This is a genomic window from Blautia argi, from assembly GCF_003287895.1.
GTDB classification, from domain to species: Bacteria; Bacillota; Clostridia; order Lachnospirales; family Lachnospiraceae; genus Blautia; species Blautia argi.
In genome coordinates this window covers 3232797-3247567 of record NZ_CP030280.1, presented here as the reverse complement: position 1 = coordinate 3247567, position 14771 = coordinate 3232797, and the positions used below count along the sequence as shown (strand labels likewise).

Genomic DNA, 14771 nt, shown 5'->3' with positions numbered 1-14771 from the left:
GTGAGAAAAAAGAAGATAAAAAACGGATTAATCATCGCATTGGTAACGGTGAGTATGCTGCTTTTAGTGTGCTTTACCATGTTCAATTTTTATTACAAAATTCAGGAAAGAGAATTTGTCCTGCAGATGAATTCCTTAAAAGATCTGTCCAGTCAGGGGGCGAGTGTGCTGGAGGCAAAGCTGGATGGCTTTATCAGCACACTTGACAGCCTTTCAGGGATATTTAAAGAGGGAGAGGTACACGACGAGGAGAAAATAGAAAAACTAAAAGGTGTCATTGAAGATGGAAGTGTAGAATTTCAGAGAATGGGAGTGGCAGACAGTGAAGGAAACTCCTGGATTACAAATGGGGCAAAGGCATATATTAGGGGACAAGGATTATTTTATCCGGTGTATGAATGGCGCTTCTTTTGCTATTACAGAAAACTATGGATCCATTATTGTGGACAAGGACATTTTTATAGTATCTGTTCCCATTCACGACAGCCGGGAAATTCCAAGAGGAATTTTATACGGAGTAGTAGAAACTGACAGTTTTCAGATTTACAAAAATACCAGTATGGATAAAGAAACCGATTATATGCAGATTATAGACCGCGATGGGGAATATATTCTGCGTCAGCAGGGAATCAATCTGATGACAGAAAGTGAGAATATTTTTGATTCCATAGAAAAGCTGGAATGTAAAAAAAATCTGAGTGAGATAAAAGACAGAATAAGGGAAGGGAAGCCTCTGGTAATAGAGGTGAGCCGGGGTGATGATGAGAGAGTTGTTTATTTTTCTCCCCTGCATATGAATGAATGGTATGTTGTTACGGTTATGAAGAAGTCAGACGTTACGGCATCGCTGAAATATCTCCTGGATAATGATATTTATATTCTGATAGGAGAGGTACTTGGCGTATCTGTAATCCTTACAGTTGTGCTTCTTTCGCTTTCTGCAAAGGAAAGAAAACGGGTGGAAGAAATGAATCAGGAGCTGCAGTTTAACGAAAAGGTATTCCAGATTACTTCTTCACAGTTTTCCTATGTAATTATGGCTTATGAAATCGAGAGCCGGAGGCTGCGCTTTTTAAATCAGAGCGCTTTGACAAAAAATGTGCCGCGGATTATTGAAGATGCGCCCCAGAATCTGCTGAAATACATTCCTCAGACAAAGGATACAAAGCAGCAGGTAGAAACAATTTTCCAAAACATGGGAAATGGAAAACAGAATCAGGAGTTTTATGTTTCTATTATTGTGCAGGGAGAAGAGCGTATGTTTCAGGTTCAGGAAACCGATCTGACGGATAAGAAAGGAAGAGTTACGCAGTGTTTGGCATTGATGAAAGATGTCACCGAGGAAGTGCAGCTTAGAAAAAAGGCAGATATGGATCAGCTTACAGGGCTTTTCAACCGAACCGGCGGCATTGAGCGTATTGATGCAGAGTTGAAACAGACAGATTTGCCGGAGGGCGTGGTACATGCTTTCTGCATTATGGATTTGGATAACTTTAAAACTTTAAATGATACTATGGGACACCAGGCAGGAGATAAGGCTCTGAAAGAAATCGGAAGAATTTTAAAACAGCATTTTCGGGAGTACGACATTGTCTGCCGTCTGGGCGGAGATGAATTTGTTGTTTTTCTGGAAAATATTCCGAGAGAAATTATTGAAAAGAATATAAGGAGTCTGCTGAAAAAACTTCATCTAAGGTATTACAGCAAAGGAAAATGTGTGGAAATCAGTGTTTCCGTAGGAGTTGCTCTGGCTCCTTTAGACGGAAATAAGTTTCGGGATTTGTACAGCAAGGCAGACCGAATGCTTTACGAGGTAAAACAGACAGGAAAAGACGGGTTTAAAATCTACACAGAGGAAGAAGGAAAAAGAAAATGAGAAAAGACCAGGAGAAGGCCGGGTATTTTTCAGAACTGCTATATAATGCCCTGGTGTTAAGTACAGATGACTTTATTTATGTTTGTGATCCGCAGACGAATACTTTTCGCTATCCCAAGGCCTTGGTGGAACTTTTGGGACTGCCGGGGGAAGTAATAACAAATCCTTTGCCGTACTGGAGAAAGATTGTACACCCGGAGGATTGGGAACGTTTCTATGAATCCAATATGAGGCTTTTTAATGATGAAGAGGATTCTCATTTTGTGGAATTTCGTGTCAGAACAAAAGGCGGAGAGTATATCTGGGTGCGCTGCAGAGGGCAGCTTATGCGAGATAAAGATGGAAAAAAGGAACTTTTTGCAGGGATTATGAGCCTGATGGGAAAGAGAAATAAAGTAGACCCTTTGACACAGCTTTTAAATTATGAAGAATTTCGTAAAAAACTGGAAAGTGATATAAAAGAATCGGACACAGAGGAACTGGTGGTTATGGAAGTGGATATTGATGAGTTCCATCAGGTAAATGAGCTGTACAGCCGTTCCTTTGGGGATAAAATTTTAAAGATGGTAGGACAGATGATACAGACAATTTTGCCTGACAATGCCTTCCTGTATCGAATTGAAAAGGACAAAATGGGGATTCTTGCAAGAAATATGTCAAAGGGCGATGTGGAGCTTTTGTATGGAACCATACAGGAATATTTAAGAAAGATACAGGAGAGAGACAGCCAAAGGCTGAATCTGGAAATTTCTGCAGGTTGTGCCGTATATCCGAAACATGGAAAAAGTGTGGAGGAGCTTTGCCGTCACGCAGACTATGCCCTGCAGTACGCAAAAGAGAGAGGAAAAAACAGACTGATATTTTTTACAGAACAGATTCAGCAGAAGAAAAGCCGCACTTTGGAACTGCTTGGTCAGTTAAAAGAGGATATGGAGCAGGGATACAGAGGATTTTATCTGGTATATCAGCCTCAGGTGAATCCGCAGACCGAAGAAATTACAGGAGTGGAAACTCTGGTTCGCTGGACAGACAAGGACGGAGCTTTTGTATCACCTGTAGAATTTATTCCGATTTTGGAAGAAAACAGATTGATTTATTATGTGGGACTTTGGATTTTACGGACTGCACTTCAGGAAGGAAAGGCATGGATAAAGGAAAAGCCGGATTTTCGTATCAGTGTCAATATTTCAGCGCTGCAGTTTATGGAGGAGCGTTTTCTGGAGGATTTATATGCAATTATTGAGGAAGAGCAATTCCCCTGTGAAAATCTGGTTTTAGAGCTTACAGAAAGCTATGCGGTCAAGAACATGGAAATATTCAGGGAAAAGTTTGAGGATATGCGGAGCAAAAAGATCTGTATGGCATTAGATGATTTTGGCACAGGCTATTCTTCTCTTGCTGCTTTGAAAAATACGCCCGTAGATATTGTGAAAATTGACAGAGCCTTTGTAAAGGATATTTTAAACAGTGAGTTTGACGCAGCGTTTATTCAGTTAGTGGTACAGATTTGCCATACGATTCAGATGGAGGTATGTCTGGAAGGTGTGGAAACAAAAGAAGAGCATGAATTTTTAAAAGGAACACCTTTGGATTATATACAGGGCTATTACTTTGGAAAGCCTGTAAGCAGAGAAGAAATAACAAAAATACTGGAAAGAGAAAGAGGGAAAATCTGTGAATCTACAGAGTAACATGCAGAAGGAAACAGGGAAATATCTGAACGCTATGCGTCTGTTAGACGAGAGCATAGAAGACTCCCTTTTCTTATGGGATTTAAAAAGTGATGAGATACATTTTGCAGACAGTATTTATGAAAAATATGCGATTACAAAAAACAGTGAAAATACCAATTCTCTTCAGGAGTGGATAAAGCTTGTCTATGAGAGAGATTTGAAATCTGTAAAGCGAAATCTCAAAAAAATAAAGGAAAACAAGATTAAAAATTATAGCATAGAATACCGGATTTTGGATAAGCATGGCAATTATATCTGGATTAACTGTAAGGGCGCTGTGCGCTTTGACAACAATCAATGCGCCAGATATGTGTCCGGAAGCTTATCCGATACTGCTTTCCGAAACAGGACAGATACGCTTACCGGTCTTTTAAATACGGTAAAGTTTATGGAGGACTTGGAGTGCTGTCTGAAGAAAGGGGAAACAGGGTGTCTGCTGATACTTGGAGTTGATGATTTTAAAAATATCAATATCAAATACGGAAGGCCTTATGGAAATCAGGTTTTGGTAAATCTGGCATCAGTCCTGGAAAAGGTAAGAGTGCTGCCATCGCTTGTCTATCGTCTGAATGGAGATTGCTTTGCTCTTATTCTGACAGATTATACGAAAGAAAAAACAGAAGAACTGTACCATCAGGTGCAGGAGGAAGTAGAATCCTATTGCAGAGTGTCGGGAGGTGCTGTGCTGTATGACAGGGATTCTATCAAGGACGGAAGTATTCTTTATCAGTATGCAGAGAATACGCTGGACAATGCAAAGAAAAACGGAAAGAACAAGCTGATCTTCTTTTCTATTGATGATTATGAAAAACGGAAAATGAAGATTGAGATTCTGGAAGAAATGCAGGAATCCATTCATCATGATTTTCAGGGTTTTTACTTATGTTACCAGCCTCAGGTGCAGGGACAGACCTTTACCCTGTTTGGCGCAGAAGCTCTGCTTCGTTTCCGTTCTCCCACAAGAGGGGAGGTAAGTCCGGCAGAGTTTATCCCTGTTCTGGAAGAAACGGGGCTTATCTGTCAGGTGGGGGCATGGGTGTTGGAAACAGCGCTTCTGCAGTGCAGAAAGTGGCGGGAAAAGATTCCGCATTTTCATATTAATGTGAATATTTCCTATGTTCAGCTAAAACAAAAGGATATTGCCCGGGAAGTCCTGCAGGTTCTGGAAAAGGCAGGGCTTCCGGGAGAGGTTTTGACCCTGGAGGTTACAGAGAGTATACAGCTTCAGGATTATGAATATTTTAACCAGATTTTTTATCAGTGGAAACAGCATGGGATTAAGATTGCCATTGATGATTTTGGAACCGGATACTCCAGCTTAAGTTATCTGAAAAGTATTAAGGTTGATGAAACAAAAATTGACCGCTGTTTTGTAAAGCAGATTCAGAACAGCAGTTATAATTATCAGCTTCTTCGAAATATGATTGAACTGGCACACAGCGTACATATTCAGGTATGCTGTGAGGGTGTGGAAACAGAAGAAGAGCTTGCCTGTCTGATGGAGCTGCAGCCAGATGTTCTGCAGGGCTTTTTATTTGCAAAACCTTATCCAAACGAGCAGTTTGAAGAGGTATATCTGCATGTGGGAAGTCAGGCCTACAAGGATAGAAAAAAGCAGGAAGAAAGATTTTTCTATTTAAATGTAGATGAAACCCAGAAATATTATGGAGTGCTTTGTTCCAAAAGTCAGCTTGTGAATATTATGAGAAACGCCAGCATAGGACTGTGGGCTATTCGTATAGACCCTAAAAATGAACGGTATGAAATGTATGCAGACCAGGTTATGCTGGAGGTTATGGGACTGGAGGGAAAACCAACACCGGAAGCGTGTTATCAGCACTGGTACGGAAGGATTCAGGAGAGATATTATCCGCATATTCATTATACAATAAAGAAGATGATGGAAACCAGACAGCCTGTAGAAGTGGAGTATATCTGGAAGCATCCCAGCAAGGGAGAAGTGCAGGTCAGATGTCTGGGTGTCCGTGTTGAAGATTCAGAAGGAATGATTTGTCTGGAGGGACACCACCGGATTATCAGCAATATAGAGAAGCTTAAATTTATTCCGGAAAGAAGTAACATGGATTCGTTTGAATATAATAGAAAGACCCACAGTATTTGTTTTCATACAAAGCGCAGACTACTGGCAGGAACAGCGGACAGGGAGGGGAAATTCCCGGATTGTTGGATTGAGGAGGGGGTTGTTCACCCTCATTTTGCAGAGAAATTTCGGGAGATTTTTTCTCAAATAGGAAGCAGGAAGGAACTTCCAGAGCTGGAGATGCTGTTAAAAACCAGTACAGGAGCATATGAGTGGTTTAAACTGTGTATACAGTATCTGGGAACAGAGGAAAAGGATCTGGACAGAGTTATGGTTTTTGCAGAGCCGGCAAGTCAGGAATGGGCAATGGAGTTGGAGTACATGCGGAAAATGGACTTTTATGAAGTGGTGCTTGGAGAAACCATTGCTTATGCAGAGGTAGATGTAGAGAGCGGACACCTGAAAAGAGCAGGCGGTCTTTGGACGGACTATATGGAAGAGTGCATCAGAAGCCAGAAGACTTTTACAGAGGTAATGGAAAAGCATATGCAGGAAGCAGTTTCACAGGAGGAGCAGGAGGCATACAGCCGCTGCCTGGACGTGGATTTTATGAAGGACAGGTACAAAAACGGCGAATCTACTTATAAATATTGCTTTCAGCGGATTATAGACAAAACCAGATGTTGGGTAGAACTGGTGGTGCATATTTTTCAGGAAGGATATTCAGGTAATATGTATGCACTCCTGTATCTGAAGAATATTGATGCAGAGAAGAGACGGTCTTTGGCACAGGAGGTAGAGGCAAACAGGGATCCACTTACCAATGTATATAACAGGAGAGCCTTTAAGGAGGAAGTTGTGTCCTTTATGACCGATGTCCGGGAAACAGAAGGAGGAAGTCTGATTATTCTGGATCTGGATAATTTTAAGAAGATTAATGATGAATACGGGCATATGAAAGGGGATTATGCATTAAAGGTTCTGACAGATACTTTGATGGCGATCTTCCGCAGGAGAGATATTATCGGGCGTCTGGGAGGAGATGAATTTCTGGTCTTTATTAAGAATGTGACTACAAAGGAGATTCTGGACAGACGAATGAAGGAGTTATTTGCAGCTTTGGAGAATATCAAAGACCTGACTCTGACCTGCAGTGCAGGAATCAGTATTCTGGAAAGAGAGCATTTCTCTTACGATGAGGGGCTTAAGAAAGCGGATTTAGCACTGTATGAAAGCAAGAAAAAGGGGAAAAACAGGTTTTCTTATTATGATGAATGTGGCTTGAGTTCATGATGAGGCCGCTGCACGAAAACCGCTGCCAGGGATATGGGATTTCTGGCAGCGGTTTTGTGCGGCGGTCTGTTGTTATGTGAGGGGAAGAAGCCTCTTACATCAATTTTCTCTTCAGCATTTCGGCATTCACCGCATGAGTCAGAGCATCTTCCTTTGAAATGCGTCCGGATTTATATAAGGATAACAGGCTGTTGTCCATGGAAAACATATTTTCTGAGGAAGAGGAGTAAACCAGACCGTCAATCTGGGGAATTTTGTTTTCCCGAATCATATTGCGGACAGCCGGGGTGGCAGTCATCATCTCAAAGGCGGCATGCATACCTGTCTGGTCTGAGGCAGGGATAAGCTGCTGGGAAACCACTGCCTGCAGAACAGAAGAGAGCTGTACGGCAATCTGTCTTTGCTGGTTAGGAGGAAAGACGTCAATAATACGGTCAATGGTATTGGCAGCTCCCAGTGTATGCAGGGTAGACAGCACCAGATGTCCGGTTTCTGCAGCCGTCATGGCAATGGACATGGTTTCAAAATCACGCATTTCCCCTAAAAGGATAACATCAGGGCTTTGTCGTAAAGAGGCGCGCAGAGCAGCCACATAGCTTTCTGTATCTGAGCTGATTTCCCTCTGGCTGACAATGCTTTTTTTATGTCTGTGAAGAAATTCCAGAGGATCCTCCAGCGTGATAATATGCTTTTCCTGTGTTTCGTTAATCGCATTAATGATGCAGGCAAGAGTGGTTGATTTGCCGCTTCCGGCGGGTCCGGTTACCAGAACCAGTCCTTTTTTCAGATTGCCAAGCCCGATAATCTGAGGCGGAATACCAAGAGCAGAGGGATCCGGCAGGTCAAAGGTAATAATACGGATAACTGCTGCCATAGAACCGCGCTGCATATAAGTGCTGACACGGTAACGGGAAAGTCCCTTTACTGCAAAGGAGAAATCATCATCGCCGCAGTGCAGAAACTTATTGATATCCCGATGGTCAGCCAGTTCATAAATTTCCCGTATAAGCGATTCAGACTGTTCTGGCATAATGCGTTCCTCGTTCAGCCAGAGAATCTTTCCACCCTTTTTATAGGACAGAGGGCGTCCTGCTACAATGAAAAGGTCAGCAGCGCCTGCGTTTGTCGTTTCTGTCAAAAAATCCAGTATTTTCATATCCTGTATGCCTCCTAAATGCGCTTTATTCTTCCGGAAAATTCTCCTCTGTCATAAGAGGAAGAGAGGTATCCGGATTCCATTCATAGTCAGAACCGGTTTTCCAGGAAGTAATTGTATAATGCTTTCCGTTTTCCAATGGTTCAAAGGACAGAAGCAGAGATACGGAAAGGAATTGCTGTTCTGCCATTTCTACTGGATAGTCCAGCTTATCTGCATCAGAAAAGGAAATGCCGTCTTTTCCATCCAGCTCTGTCTTCACATTCTCGTAAAAGACAGTTTCGTTTTCACTGTCCAGATTCTTTTCAATGGTCTGAGAGATTTTCAGTAAAATATCATTTGCCTTATTTTCCGCTTCGTAGTAAGCAGTGGTTCGGTCTGCACTTTTCTGACTGGTACGCAGGTTGGTTCGGGCGCTGACAAGAGAAAGTACAGCAAAAGCCAGCATACACAGCAGAGAAAAAATCAGCACCAGAGAAGCGGTTCCTGTACTGATGACACTTCTTCTGTTCTTTTTCATGAGCCTGCCTCCTGTAGGGAAATATTGTTTTCTCCCGGTTCTGCCTCAGAAAGGGGAAAACGAAGAGAAAGCTGATATATAGAAGTCTTATTATCCAGTCTTGTTATCTGTATCCGGGCTGTCTGCATATGGGATTCTGTCTTTCGTGTGATGTGCAGAGTATAAAAACGGTCTTTTTCCTCACATTCCTCATAATCCTGATTGTAAAAGACAAGAAAGTTTCCGTCTTTTTCCTGAATATGGGGGAAATATTCCCGTAAAGACTCTAAGGTGTTGTCTGTATATTTCAAAACAGAGGCTGTTTCTGATGCTTTCAGAGAAGCAAAGCTTAAATCCTGTGCCTTTTGGCTTGTCAGATGCGCCTTTGTGAATGCCTGTATGCATACCGCGCTTCCCAGAGAAAAGAACAGAATAACGAAAATCAGTTCCAGGAGAAACAGGCCGGATTTTGCATTTTTTAACTGTTTCATAGAGTAATCCTTTCTTTTCAGGTATCAGACTGACGGACTTCACTTCGCAGATGGAAGAGAAAGGTCAGGTTTTTCTCATGGGTGTCAGAGGCGGAAAGCTCAAAGAAGCCATTGCCTTTATCCGTAATGGAGAAATCCTGCACCTGAAGGATTTCCTGCCCCATATCCCTGGAAACAGCAGCGCCTTCTTTTGCAGAAAGTTCAAAAAGAGCGTTTTCATAGGGATATATGTAGGTGAGATAAGTTTCCCCTTCTGCATCGTCCGCCAGTACCAGGGCAGTTTCCCCCTCCAGAGAGGTTACGGAAACACCACCTGCAAAATCATGCTGCCTCAGCTTTTCTGTTACATAAGAAAGGGCGGTTTTGGAAGAATAGTTGTCCTCCAAATCAGAAACCGTTGTCTTGTATACCTGTATTCCAATCAGGATTACCAGAAAGGCGCAGGCAGTGAAAAGACAGAACAGGGACAGGGTAAAAAGTACATCTGTCACATGGGTATGATTTTTTTTCTTCATGGAAGCCCTCCTGTTTCTTTCTGTGGTGTTTTTTTGGATATTACCTGAATATCCGGCATCATATTTGAACCGATAATTTCATAGGAAACAATGTATTTCTTTTTGTTATAATGGACAGCATAGTGTTCTTCCAGATACGCCAGGCTGTCCGGATAAAAACCTTCCAGAGCATAACACTGTACAGCGCCCTGGCGGATAGAGGCTTCTAACTGTTTTTTCTCTTCCGAAGAGGCGGTTTTGGATACAGAAGAAAGCCCCAAAAGAAAAACAGCCAGGATTGTGATAAAAAGCAAAACGGGCAACAAAAAGGAGGGAAGGTAGAAGTATCTGTTTTTTTTCTGGAAACGGTTCATGCAAGCATTCCTCCTATCAGCCCATGTTTGACATAATGCCCATGAGCGGCAGCATAACAGAAAGCAGAATCATACCCACTGCAATGGAGAGTATGGCAACCAGAGTGGGTTCAATTCCTGCCACCAGACGATTCATCTGGTCTTCCACTTCCTCGTCATATTGTTCTGCAATTTGTTTCATAACTTCATCTATAGCTCCGGTTTTCAGTCCAATGTTTACCATATGGGAATACAGCCCGGAGAAAATGTCGGCTCTTTCAAGGGCTTCCGCAAAGAGCATGCCTTCTGTCAGATTGTCCTGTATGGTTTTGATTTTTTTGCTGATACCTGCGTGTTCAATGAGCCGGGCGGTCATTTCCAGGCTTTGTTCTGTGTCCAGGCCGCTGGAAAGACACAGATACATACCGCTGGCAAATCTGGCACAGGCTGTCTTTTCAGAAAGATGGCGGGTGAGGGCAAAGCGTCCTGCAAAACGGCTGAGGGCTTTTTGTCCTTTGGGATTTCTGAGAAAATAAAAAATCAGGAAGGCCAGAATCAGAGCCAAGATGAGAAAAACTGCGCTGAAGCGGTTCATAGCTGCGCCCATTTTCAAAACCGTGCCGGAAAAACCGGTCATGGCAATGCCAAGCTGTTCAAATACCTGTTGAAATACAGGTAAAACCTTGATAATCAGAACCAGCATAACGGCTGCCATCATACCCAGCATAATCAGAGGATAAGTAACTGCGCTTCGGATACTTTTGGAAAGCTGGTCTTCTCTCTGGTAATGGTGGGACAGATTTTCCATAACATCGTCCAGACGTCCGGACTGTTCACCCAGCTCTGTCATGCTGCACATATAAGGCGGAAAACAAGAAACAGACTGCACAGCCATGGCAAAGCTGCCTGTGGCTTCTACCTCTTTTTGCAGGGCTTCCAGAATGTCATGTCCTTTGCCCTTTGGCGTATCATCCAGCATAATGGAAATTCCCTCCAGGGAGGAGATGCCGGAGCGGAGAATCAGGGCAAACTGACTGCAGAAGGTATGTAATTCAGTGTTGGATAAAGGTTTCATAAATCTCCTTTCTTTTGTATCTCCGGGACAGTGGTATTAACGGGTATACTGCAGCGTATAGTTGGAACCGTCCCCGATATATTTTAAAACTTTTTTACTGTTGTTATTGCCTGCGGCAAAGGTAGGATCCATTCTTGTCCAGGCATCTCCGGTAAATTCAATCATTTTATCAATCCAGCCAATGTCTTCAATATATACGCTGATCCACGAATGATAAATATCTCCGGAATAGCCAATCTCCAGCTTTGCGGGTATCTGCTGGGAGCGAAGCATAGCAGCAGTCAGGGACGCATAATCAAAGCAGATGCCGGTTTTTTCAGACAGAGTGGAGTCAATATCCGGCAGATAGCCGGTTTGCACAGATTCTGCCTTTTTTTCATCATAAGCAATATTTTCAATTACAAAGTGATAAATATCTTCCACAGCCTCCAGGTCAGAGGCGGAGTTCTGTACCAGCTCTGCTGCTTTTTCCACAGCCTTTGATTCAGGTGTGAAAAATACATACTGGTTTGGATAAAGGAAGGGGAGAAGTTCGTTCTCCAGTGTGACTTCTATGGATTCCTTAAACAGGGACGCATATTTGTTGTCCATAATATTTTCGTAGCCTGCGATTTCATAGGTTCCGCTGCCACTGGTGAGAGGAAATGTCACCCAGGTATCGGAAGAGGTGAGAAAATATTTATAGGTAATGCCGTCAGAACCGGTAATCTGTATATTGGCTTTGGCAGCGCTGCCGTTGTACCGAACTGTAATATACCCCTGGTCAGTATTGGAAATATCTGCGACCAGAGGTTCGGCGCCAAGGAGAACAGTGCCGGAAGCCTGAGGCGTCAGTACATTGGGGGTACTGTCCCGTACTGCTTTTGACTGAGCCTGGTCATTCAGGGTGTTTTCAGAGGACGCATTTGAAGCATCACTGCCGCCGCAGCCTGTCATCATAAGCAGGGGAAGCAGAAGCAGAGATAACATACGCCGGAAAGTTCCCAGGAAACCCACAAAAAAATGTTTCAGGTGCATAGGGATACTCCTTCATTTGTACAATTATTGTATGAAATAAGTATAGCACTGTACAGGAGATTTTTCCAACAGGAAAATGTCTTGATTTTTTGAAAAAATGGGATAGAATAGAAAGGACATAAAAGGTATAAAGAGGAAGCAAAGGGGAGAAAAAGCATGACAAATGATATGACAAAGGGAAGTCCGCTGAAGCTGATTATTCAGTTTATGATTCCCATGTGTCTGGGAAATATTTTTCAGCAGTTTTATAATATTGCGGATTCTATTATTGCAGGACAGTTTCTGGGAGTGGACGCTTTGGCGGCTATCGGAAGCACAGGTTCTCTGATTTTTCTGGTAACCGGGTGGCTGAATGGGCTGACAAGCGGATTTTCGGTCTGGGTTGCCCAGTGGTTTGGTGCAGGAAAAATAGACAGAATGAGGCATTTTATTGCCATGTCTGTTTACATCTGCGTGGGCTTTGTAGTGGTTATGACAGGCGGACTTTTGATTGCAAATGAGCCGATTCTGCGAATGATGAACGCGCCGGAAAACCTTATGGCTGACATCAGCGGCTATATGGCAATTATTTATGCAGGACTGGCAGTGACCTGTGCTTACAATGCGCTGGCTGCGGTATTGAGAGCTTTGGGGGACAGTAAATCACCACTGTATTTTCTGATTATTTCTGCTATTCTCAATGTGGTGCTGGATATTGTTTTTATTGTGGTTTTCCATATGGGTGTAGAGGGCTGCGGTTATGCAACCGTTATTGCACAGGGAATTTCCGCATTGCTGTGTTTGGTTTACATAATTAAGAAATTTCCGGTTTTGAGGCTGAGAAAAGAGGATTTCCGTTTTTCTTTCCTTACAATAAAGAAACTTTTGGGGCTGGGAATCCCCATGGGGCTGCAGTTTTCTATTACAGCTATTGGAACAATTATTGTACAGGGTGCAATCAATGTCTACGGTGCTGTTTATATGGCGGGATTTTCAGCAGCAGGGAAGATACAGAATATTATTTGTACCGTGTTTGTGGCTTTTGGCGCTACCATTGCCACTTATGTGGGTCAGAACCGGGGAGCCGGAAAAATGGATCGTGTGAAACAGGGTGTTCGCCTGACACAGGTTATGATTCTGGTGTGCAGCGTAGCGCTGATGTTTGTGATTCATTTCTTTGGAAAATATATGATTTTCATCTTTATTGATGCAGGGGAAACTGAGGTGCTTCATGCAGCGGAAATTTATTTTGACATTGTTGCCTGGGCATATCCTTTTCTTGGAAGTATTTTTCTTTACAGAAATGCCTTGCAGGGTATGGGATACGGTTTTGTGCCTATGATGGGCGGTGTGTTTGAATTGATTGCCCGTGCTGCCATTGTGTTTATTGCAGCAGCAAATGCAGGCTTTGCAGAGGTTTGTATGTCAGATCCGGCGGCGTGGATTGCAGCCTTGATTCCGTTAATTCCATATTATCTCTGGGTTATGAGAAAGGCAGAGAAGCAGCCGGGAATGTTGGCGTAAACTTTTGAAAAAAGGAAAATGGAGGTGCGGTGTGCAGGTGCAGTTAAAAGAGTTGAAAAAGTCCATTGCCGAAAGAGAAGACAGGGAGCGACTGGAAGAGATGCTGTGGCAGACTTTAACGGCTTTTCAGGGACAGCCTTTTTACACTGTAAAGAATCTGGAATTTGTGTATGAAATCAGGGGAAATGAGATGTTTGTCACCAGAAAGGATAAGTCCATTACCAGAGCCAGTGTCAGTCTTGCTTTCTGGAAGGCTCTGGAGGTTCAGGAGCTTGAGGGAAGGGTGAAAGGACCGAAGAAGTTGAATTGCTTTGGGGCGAGCTATTTGTATCCCATATTTCTTTCTCTTGGGATTATGGAGAAATGAAAATTACTTATTTTTGTGGCACAGATGAAAGATATCGAAACGGTAAGTGAACTGGTATTAGAGATTTAGGTAAACGTCAAGAATAGCAGTATGGAGATTCTGGTTTGCGTACTGCCATTCGGGTTTGTAAAATGCAAAATTCGGTGGGCTATAGCCAGGCTCCTTTTTTCATACGAATCTGCACCAAATCTCAGGTATAAATTCCTTCATTTTACAAATAATACATTTATAAACAACAAAGAAGATAAATGTAAATGGAGGATTTTTATATGAGAGCGACAGGAATTGTGCGCAGAATTGACGATCTTGGCAGAGTGGTAATTCCGAAAGAAATCCGAAGAACGCTTAGGATAAGAGAAGGCGACCCTCTGGAGATTTTCACAGACCGGGAAGGGGAAATTATTTTAAAAAAGTATTCGCCCATTGGAGAACTGGGAACCTTTGCAAAGGAGTATGCAGAAGCGCTTGCCCAGGCGGCAGGCTGTATGGCATGTATTGCAGACCGTGATCAGATTATTGCAGCAGCGGGCAGTGGAGCAAAGGAATTTGCAGATAAAAGAATACACAGAGAACTGGAAGAGGTTATTGCAGATAGGAAAAACGTGTGCCTGCAAAAAGAAAAATGTATCAAAATTGTGGAAGATGACAGAACAGAATACGGCGCACAGGTGATTGATACCATTACCTGTGCTGGAGATGCGGTAGGTGCAGTTTTAATTCTGGAAAAAGCAGGAGGGCGAAAATTTTCTGAAACAGAAGAAAAACTGGCGCAGGCAGCAGCAGGATTTCTGGGACGCCAAATGGAGCAGTAGAAGAACAATGTAATAGAAGGGATGCGGTACGAAAACAGACCGGGCAGATATACTGCCTGGT

At 42.9% G+C, this 14771-nt stretch carries 14 protein-coding genes; 7 read left to right on the top strand and 7 right to left on the bottom strand.

The window, feature by feature from the left end; genetic code table 11:
* From DQQ01_RS15975 to DQQ01_RS15585, 4 genes are read left to right on the top strand one after another with little or no spacing between them, the layout of a single operon-like run.
* Positions 1 to 531: a hypothetical protein gene (locus tag DQQ01_RS15975; RefSeq protein WP_162624341.1), complete on the top strand. Its 531-nt coding sequence runs from the start codon at positions 1 to 3 to the stop codon at positions 529 to 531.
* Complete coding sequence (locus tag DQQ01_RS15595; protein WP_330407746.1) at positions 416 to 1876, top strand: sensor domain-containing diguanylate cyclase; 1461 nt, start codon at positions 416 to 418, stop codon at positions 1874 to 1876. Before DQQ01_RS15975 ends, DQQ01_RS15595 begins: the two co-directional genes overlap by 116 nt.
* Positions 1873 to 3567, top strand: coding sequence for a bifunctional diguanylate cyclase/phosphodiesterase (locus DQQ01_RS15590; protein ID WP_111920747.1), 1695 nt, complete (start codon positions 1873 to 1875; stop codon positions 3565 to 3567). The genes DQQ01_RS15595 and DQQ01_RS15590 overlap by 4 nt, the downstream gene beginning before the upstream one ends.
* Positions 3551 to 6943 carry an EAL domain-containing protein gene (locus DQQ01_RS15585; RefSeq protein WP_207657632.1) on the top strand — a complete coding sequence of 1131 codons (3393 nt, stop codon included), beginning with the start codon at positions 3551 to 3553 and terminating at the stop codon, positions 6941 to 6943. Before DQQ01_RS15590 ends, DQQ01_RS15585 begins: the two co-directional genes overlap by 17 nt.
* A gap of 94 nt (positions 6944 to 7037) precedes the next feature.
* On the opposite strand, the gene DQQ01_RS15580 is transcribed toward DQQ01_RS15585, so the two are convergent.
* From DQQ01_RS15580 to DQQ01_RS15550, 7 genes are read right to left on the bottom strand one after another with little or no spacing between them, the layout of a single operon-like run.
* Positions 7038 to 8099 carry a type IV pilus twitching motility protein PilT gene (locus tag DQQ01_RS15580; protein ID WP_111920745.1) on the bottom strand — a complete coding sequence of 354 codons (1062 nt, stop codon included), beginning with the start codon at positions 8097 to 8099 and terminating at the stop codon, positions 7038 to 7040.
* 25 nt (positions 8100 to 8124) lie between these two features.
* On the bottom strand, positions 8125 to 8619 hold the full coding sequence (locus tag DQQ01_RS15575) for a hypothetical protein (RefSeq protein WP_111920744.1): 495 nt from the start codon (positions 8617 to 8619) through the stop codon (positions 8125 to 8127).
* On the bottom strand, positions 8616 to 9089 hold the full coding sequence (locus DQQ01_RS15570; protein ID WP_111920743.1) for a hypothetical protein: 474 nt from the start codon (positions 9087 to 9089) through the stop codon (positions 8616 to 8618). Before DQQ01_RS15570 ends, DQQ01_RS15575 begins: the two co-directional genes overlap by 4 nt.
* 17 nt (positions 9090 to 9106) lie before the next feature.
* The gene (locus tag DQQ01_RS15565) at positions 9107 to 9604 is read right to left on the bottom strand and encodes a DUF4860 domain-containing protein (protein WP_111920742.1); all 498 of its coding nucleotides are present in this window, start codon (positions 9602 to 9604) and stop codon (positions 9107 to 9109) included.
* Positions 9601 to 9957, bottom strand: a complete 357-nt coding sequence (locus DQQ01_RS15560; protein ID WP_111920741.1) for a hypothetical protein — start codon at positions 9955 to 9957, stop codon at positions 9601 to 9603. Before DQQ01_RS15560 ends, DQQ01_RS15565 begins: the two co-directional genes overlap by 4 nt.
* A 16-nt stretch (positions 9958 to 9973) precedes the next feature.
* On the bottom strand, positions 9974 to 11011 hold the full coding sequence (locus tag DQQ01_RS15555) for a type II secretion system F family protein (RefSeq protein WP_111920740.1): 1038 nt from the start codon (positions 11009 to 11011) through the stop codon (positions 9974 to 9976).
* A gap of 36 nt (positions 11012 to 11047) precedes the next feature.
* Positions 11048 to 12028, bottom strand: coding sequence for a transglutaminase-like domain-containing protein (locus DQQ01_RS15550; RefSeq protein WP_242980443.1), 981 nt, complete (start codon positions 12026 to 12028; stop codon positions 11048 to 11050).
* Positions 12029 to 12184: 156 nt separating this feature from the next.
* Between DQQ01_RS15550 and DQQ01_RS15545 the strand changes: the two genes are divergently transcribed.
* From DQQ01_RS15545 to spoVT, 3 genes are all read left to right on the top strand, one after another.
* The gene (locus tag DQQ01_RS15545; protein WP_111920739.1) at positions 12185 to 13531 is read left to right on the top strand and encodes an MATE family efflux transporter; all 1347 of its coding nucleotides are present in this window, start codon (positions 12185 to 12187) and stop codon (positions 13529 to 13531) included.
* A 31-nt stretch (positions 13532 to 13562) separates the two neighbouring features.
* On the top strand, positions 13563 to 13898 hold the full coding sequence (locus DQQ01_RS15540) for a hypothetical protein (RefSeq protein ID WP_242980442.1): 336 nt from the start codon (positions 13563 to 13565) through the stop codon (positions 13896 to 13898).
* Between the two features lie 269 nt (positions 13899 to 14167).
* Positions 14168 to 14710: a stage V sporulation protein T gene (spoVT, locus tag DQQ01_RS15535; protein WP_111920994.1), complete on the top strand. Its 543-nt coding sequence runs from the start codon at positions 14168 to 14170 to the stop codon at positions 14708 to 14710.
* Positions 14711 to 14771: the final 61 nt, after the last annotated feature.

What these genes read in the sequence shown, in the direction of transcription:
- DQQ01_RS15590 (WP_111920747.1), top strand. Translation starts at nt 1,873, where the DNA reads ATGAGAAAAGACCAGGAGAAGGCCGGGTATTTTTCAGAACTGCTATAT.
- DQQ01_RS15580 (WP_111920745.1), bottom strand. Translation starts at nt 8,099, where the DNA reads ATGAAAATACTGGATTTTTTGACAGAAACGACAAACGCAGGCGCTGCT.
- DQQ01_RS15575 (WP_111920744.1), bottom strand. Translation starts at nt 8,619, where the DNA reads ATGAAAAAGAACAGAAGAAGTGTCATCAGTACAGGAACCGCTTCTCTG.
- DQQ01_RS15570 (WP_111920743.1), bottom strand. Translation starts at nt 9,089, where the DNA reads ATGAAACAGTTAAAAAATGCAAAATCCGGCCTGTTTCTCCTGGAACTG.
- DQQ01_RS15565 (WP_111920742.1), bottom strand. Translation starts at nt 9,604, where the DNA reads ATGAAGAAAAAAAATCATACCCATGTGACAGATGTACTTTTTACCCTG.
- DQQ01_RS15560 (WP_111920741.1), bottom strand. Translation starts at nt 9,957, where the DNA reads ATGAACCGTTTCCAGAAAAAAAACAGATACTTCTACCTTCCCTCCTTT.
- DQQ01_RS15555 (WP_111920740.1), bottom strand. Translation starts at nt 11,011, where the DNA reads ATGAAACCTTTATCCAACACTGAATTACATACCTTCTGCAGTCAGTTT.
- DQQ01_RS15550 (WP_242980443.1), bottom strand. Translation starts at nt 12,028, where the DNA reads ATGCACCTGAAACATTTTTTTGTGGGTTTCCTGGGAACTTTCCGGCGT.
- DQQ01_RS15545 (WP_111920739.1), top strand. Translation starts at nt 12,185, where the DNA reads ATGACAAATGATATGACAAAGGGAAGTCCGCTGAAGCTGATTATTCAG.
- spoVT (WP_111920994.1), top strand. Translation starts at nt 14,168, where the DNA reads ATGAGAGCGACAGGAATTGTGCGCAGAATTGACGATCTTGGCAGAGTG.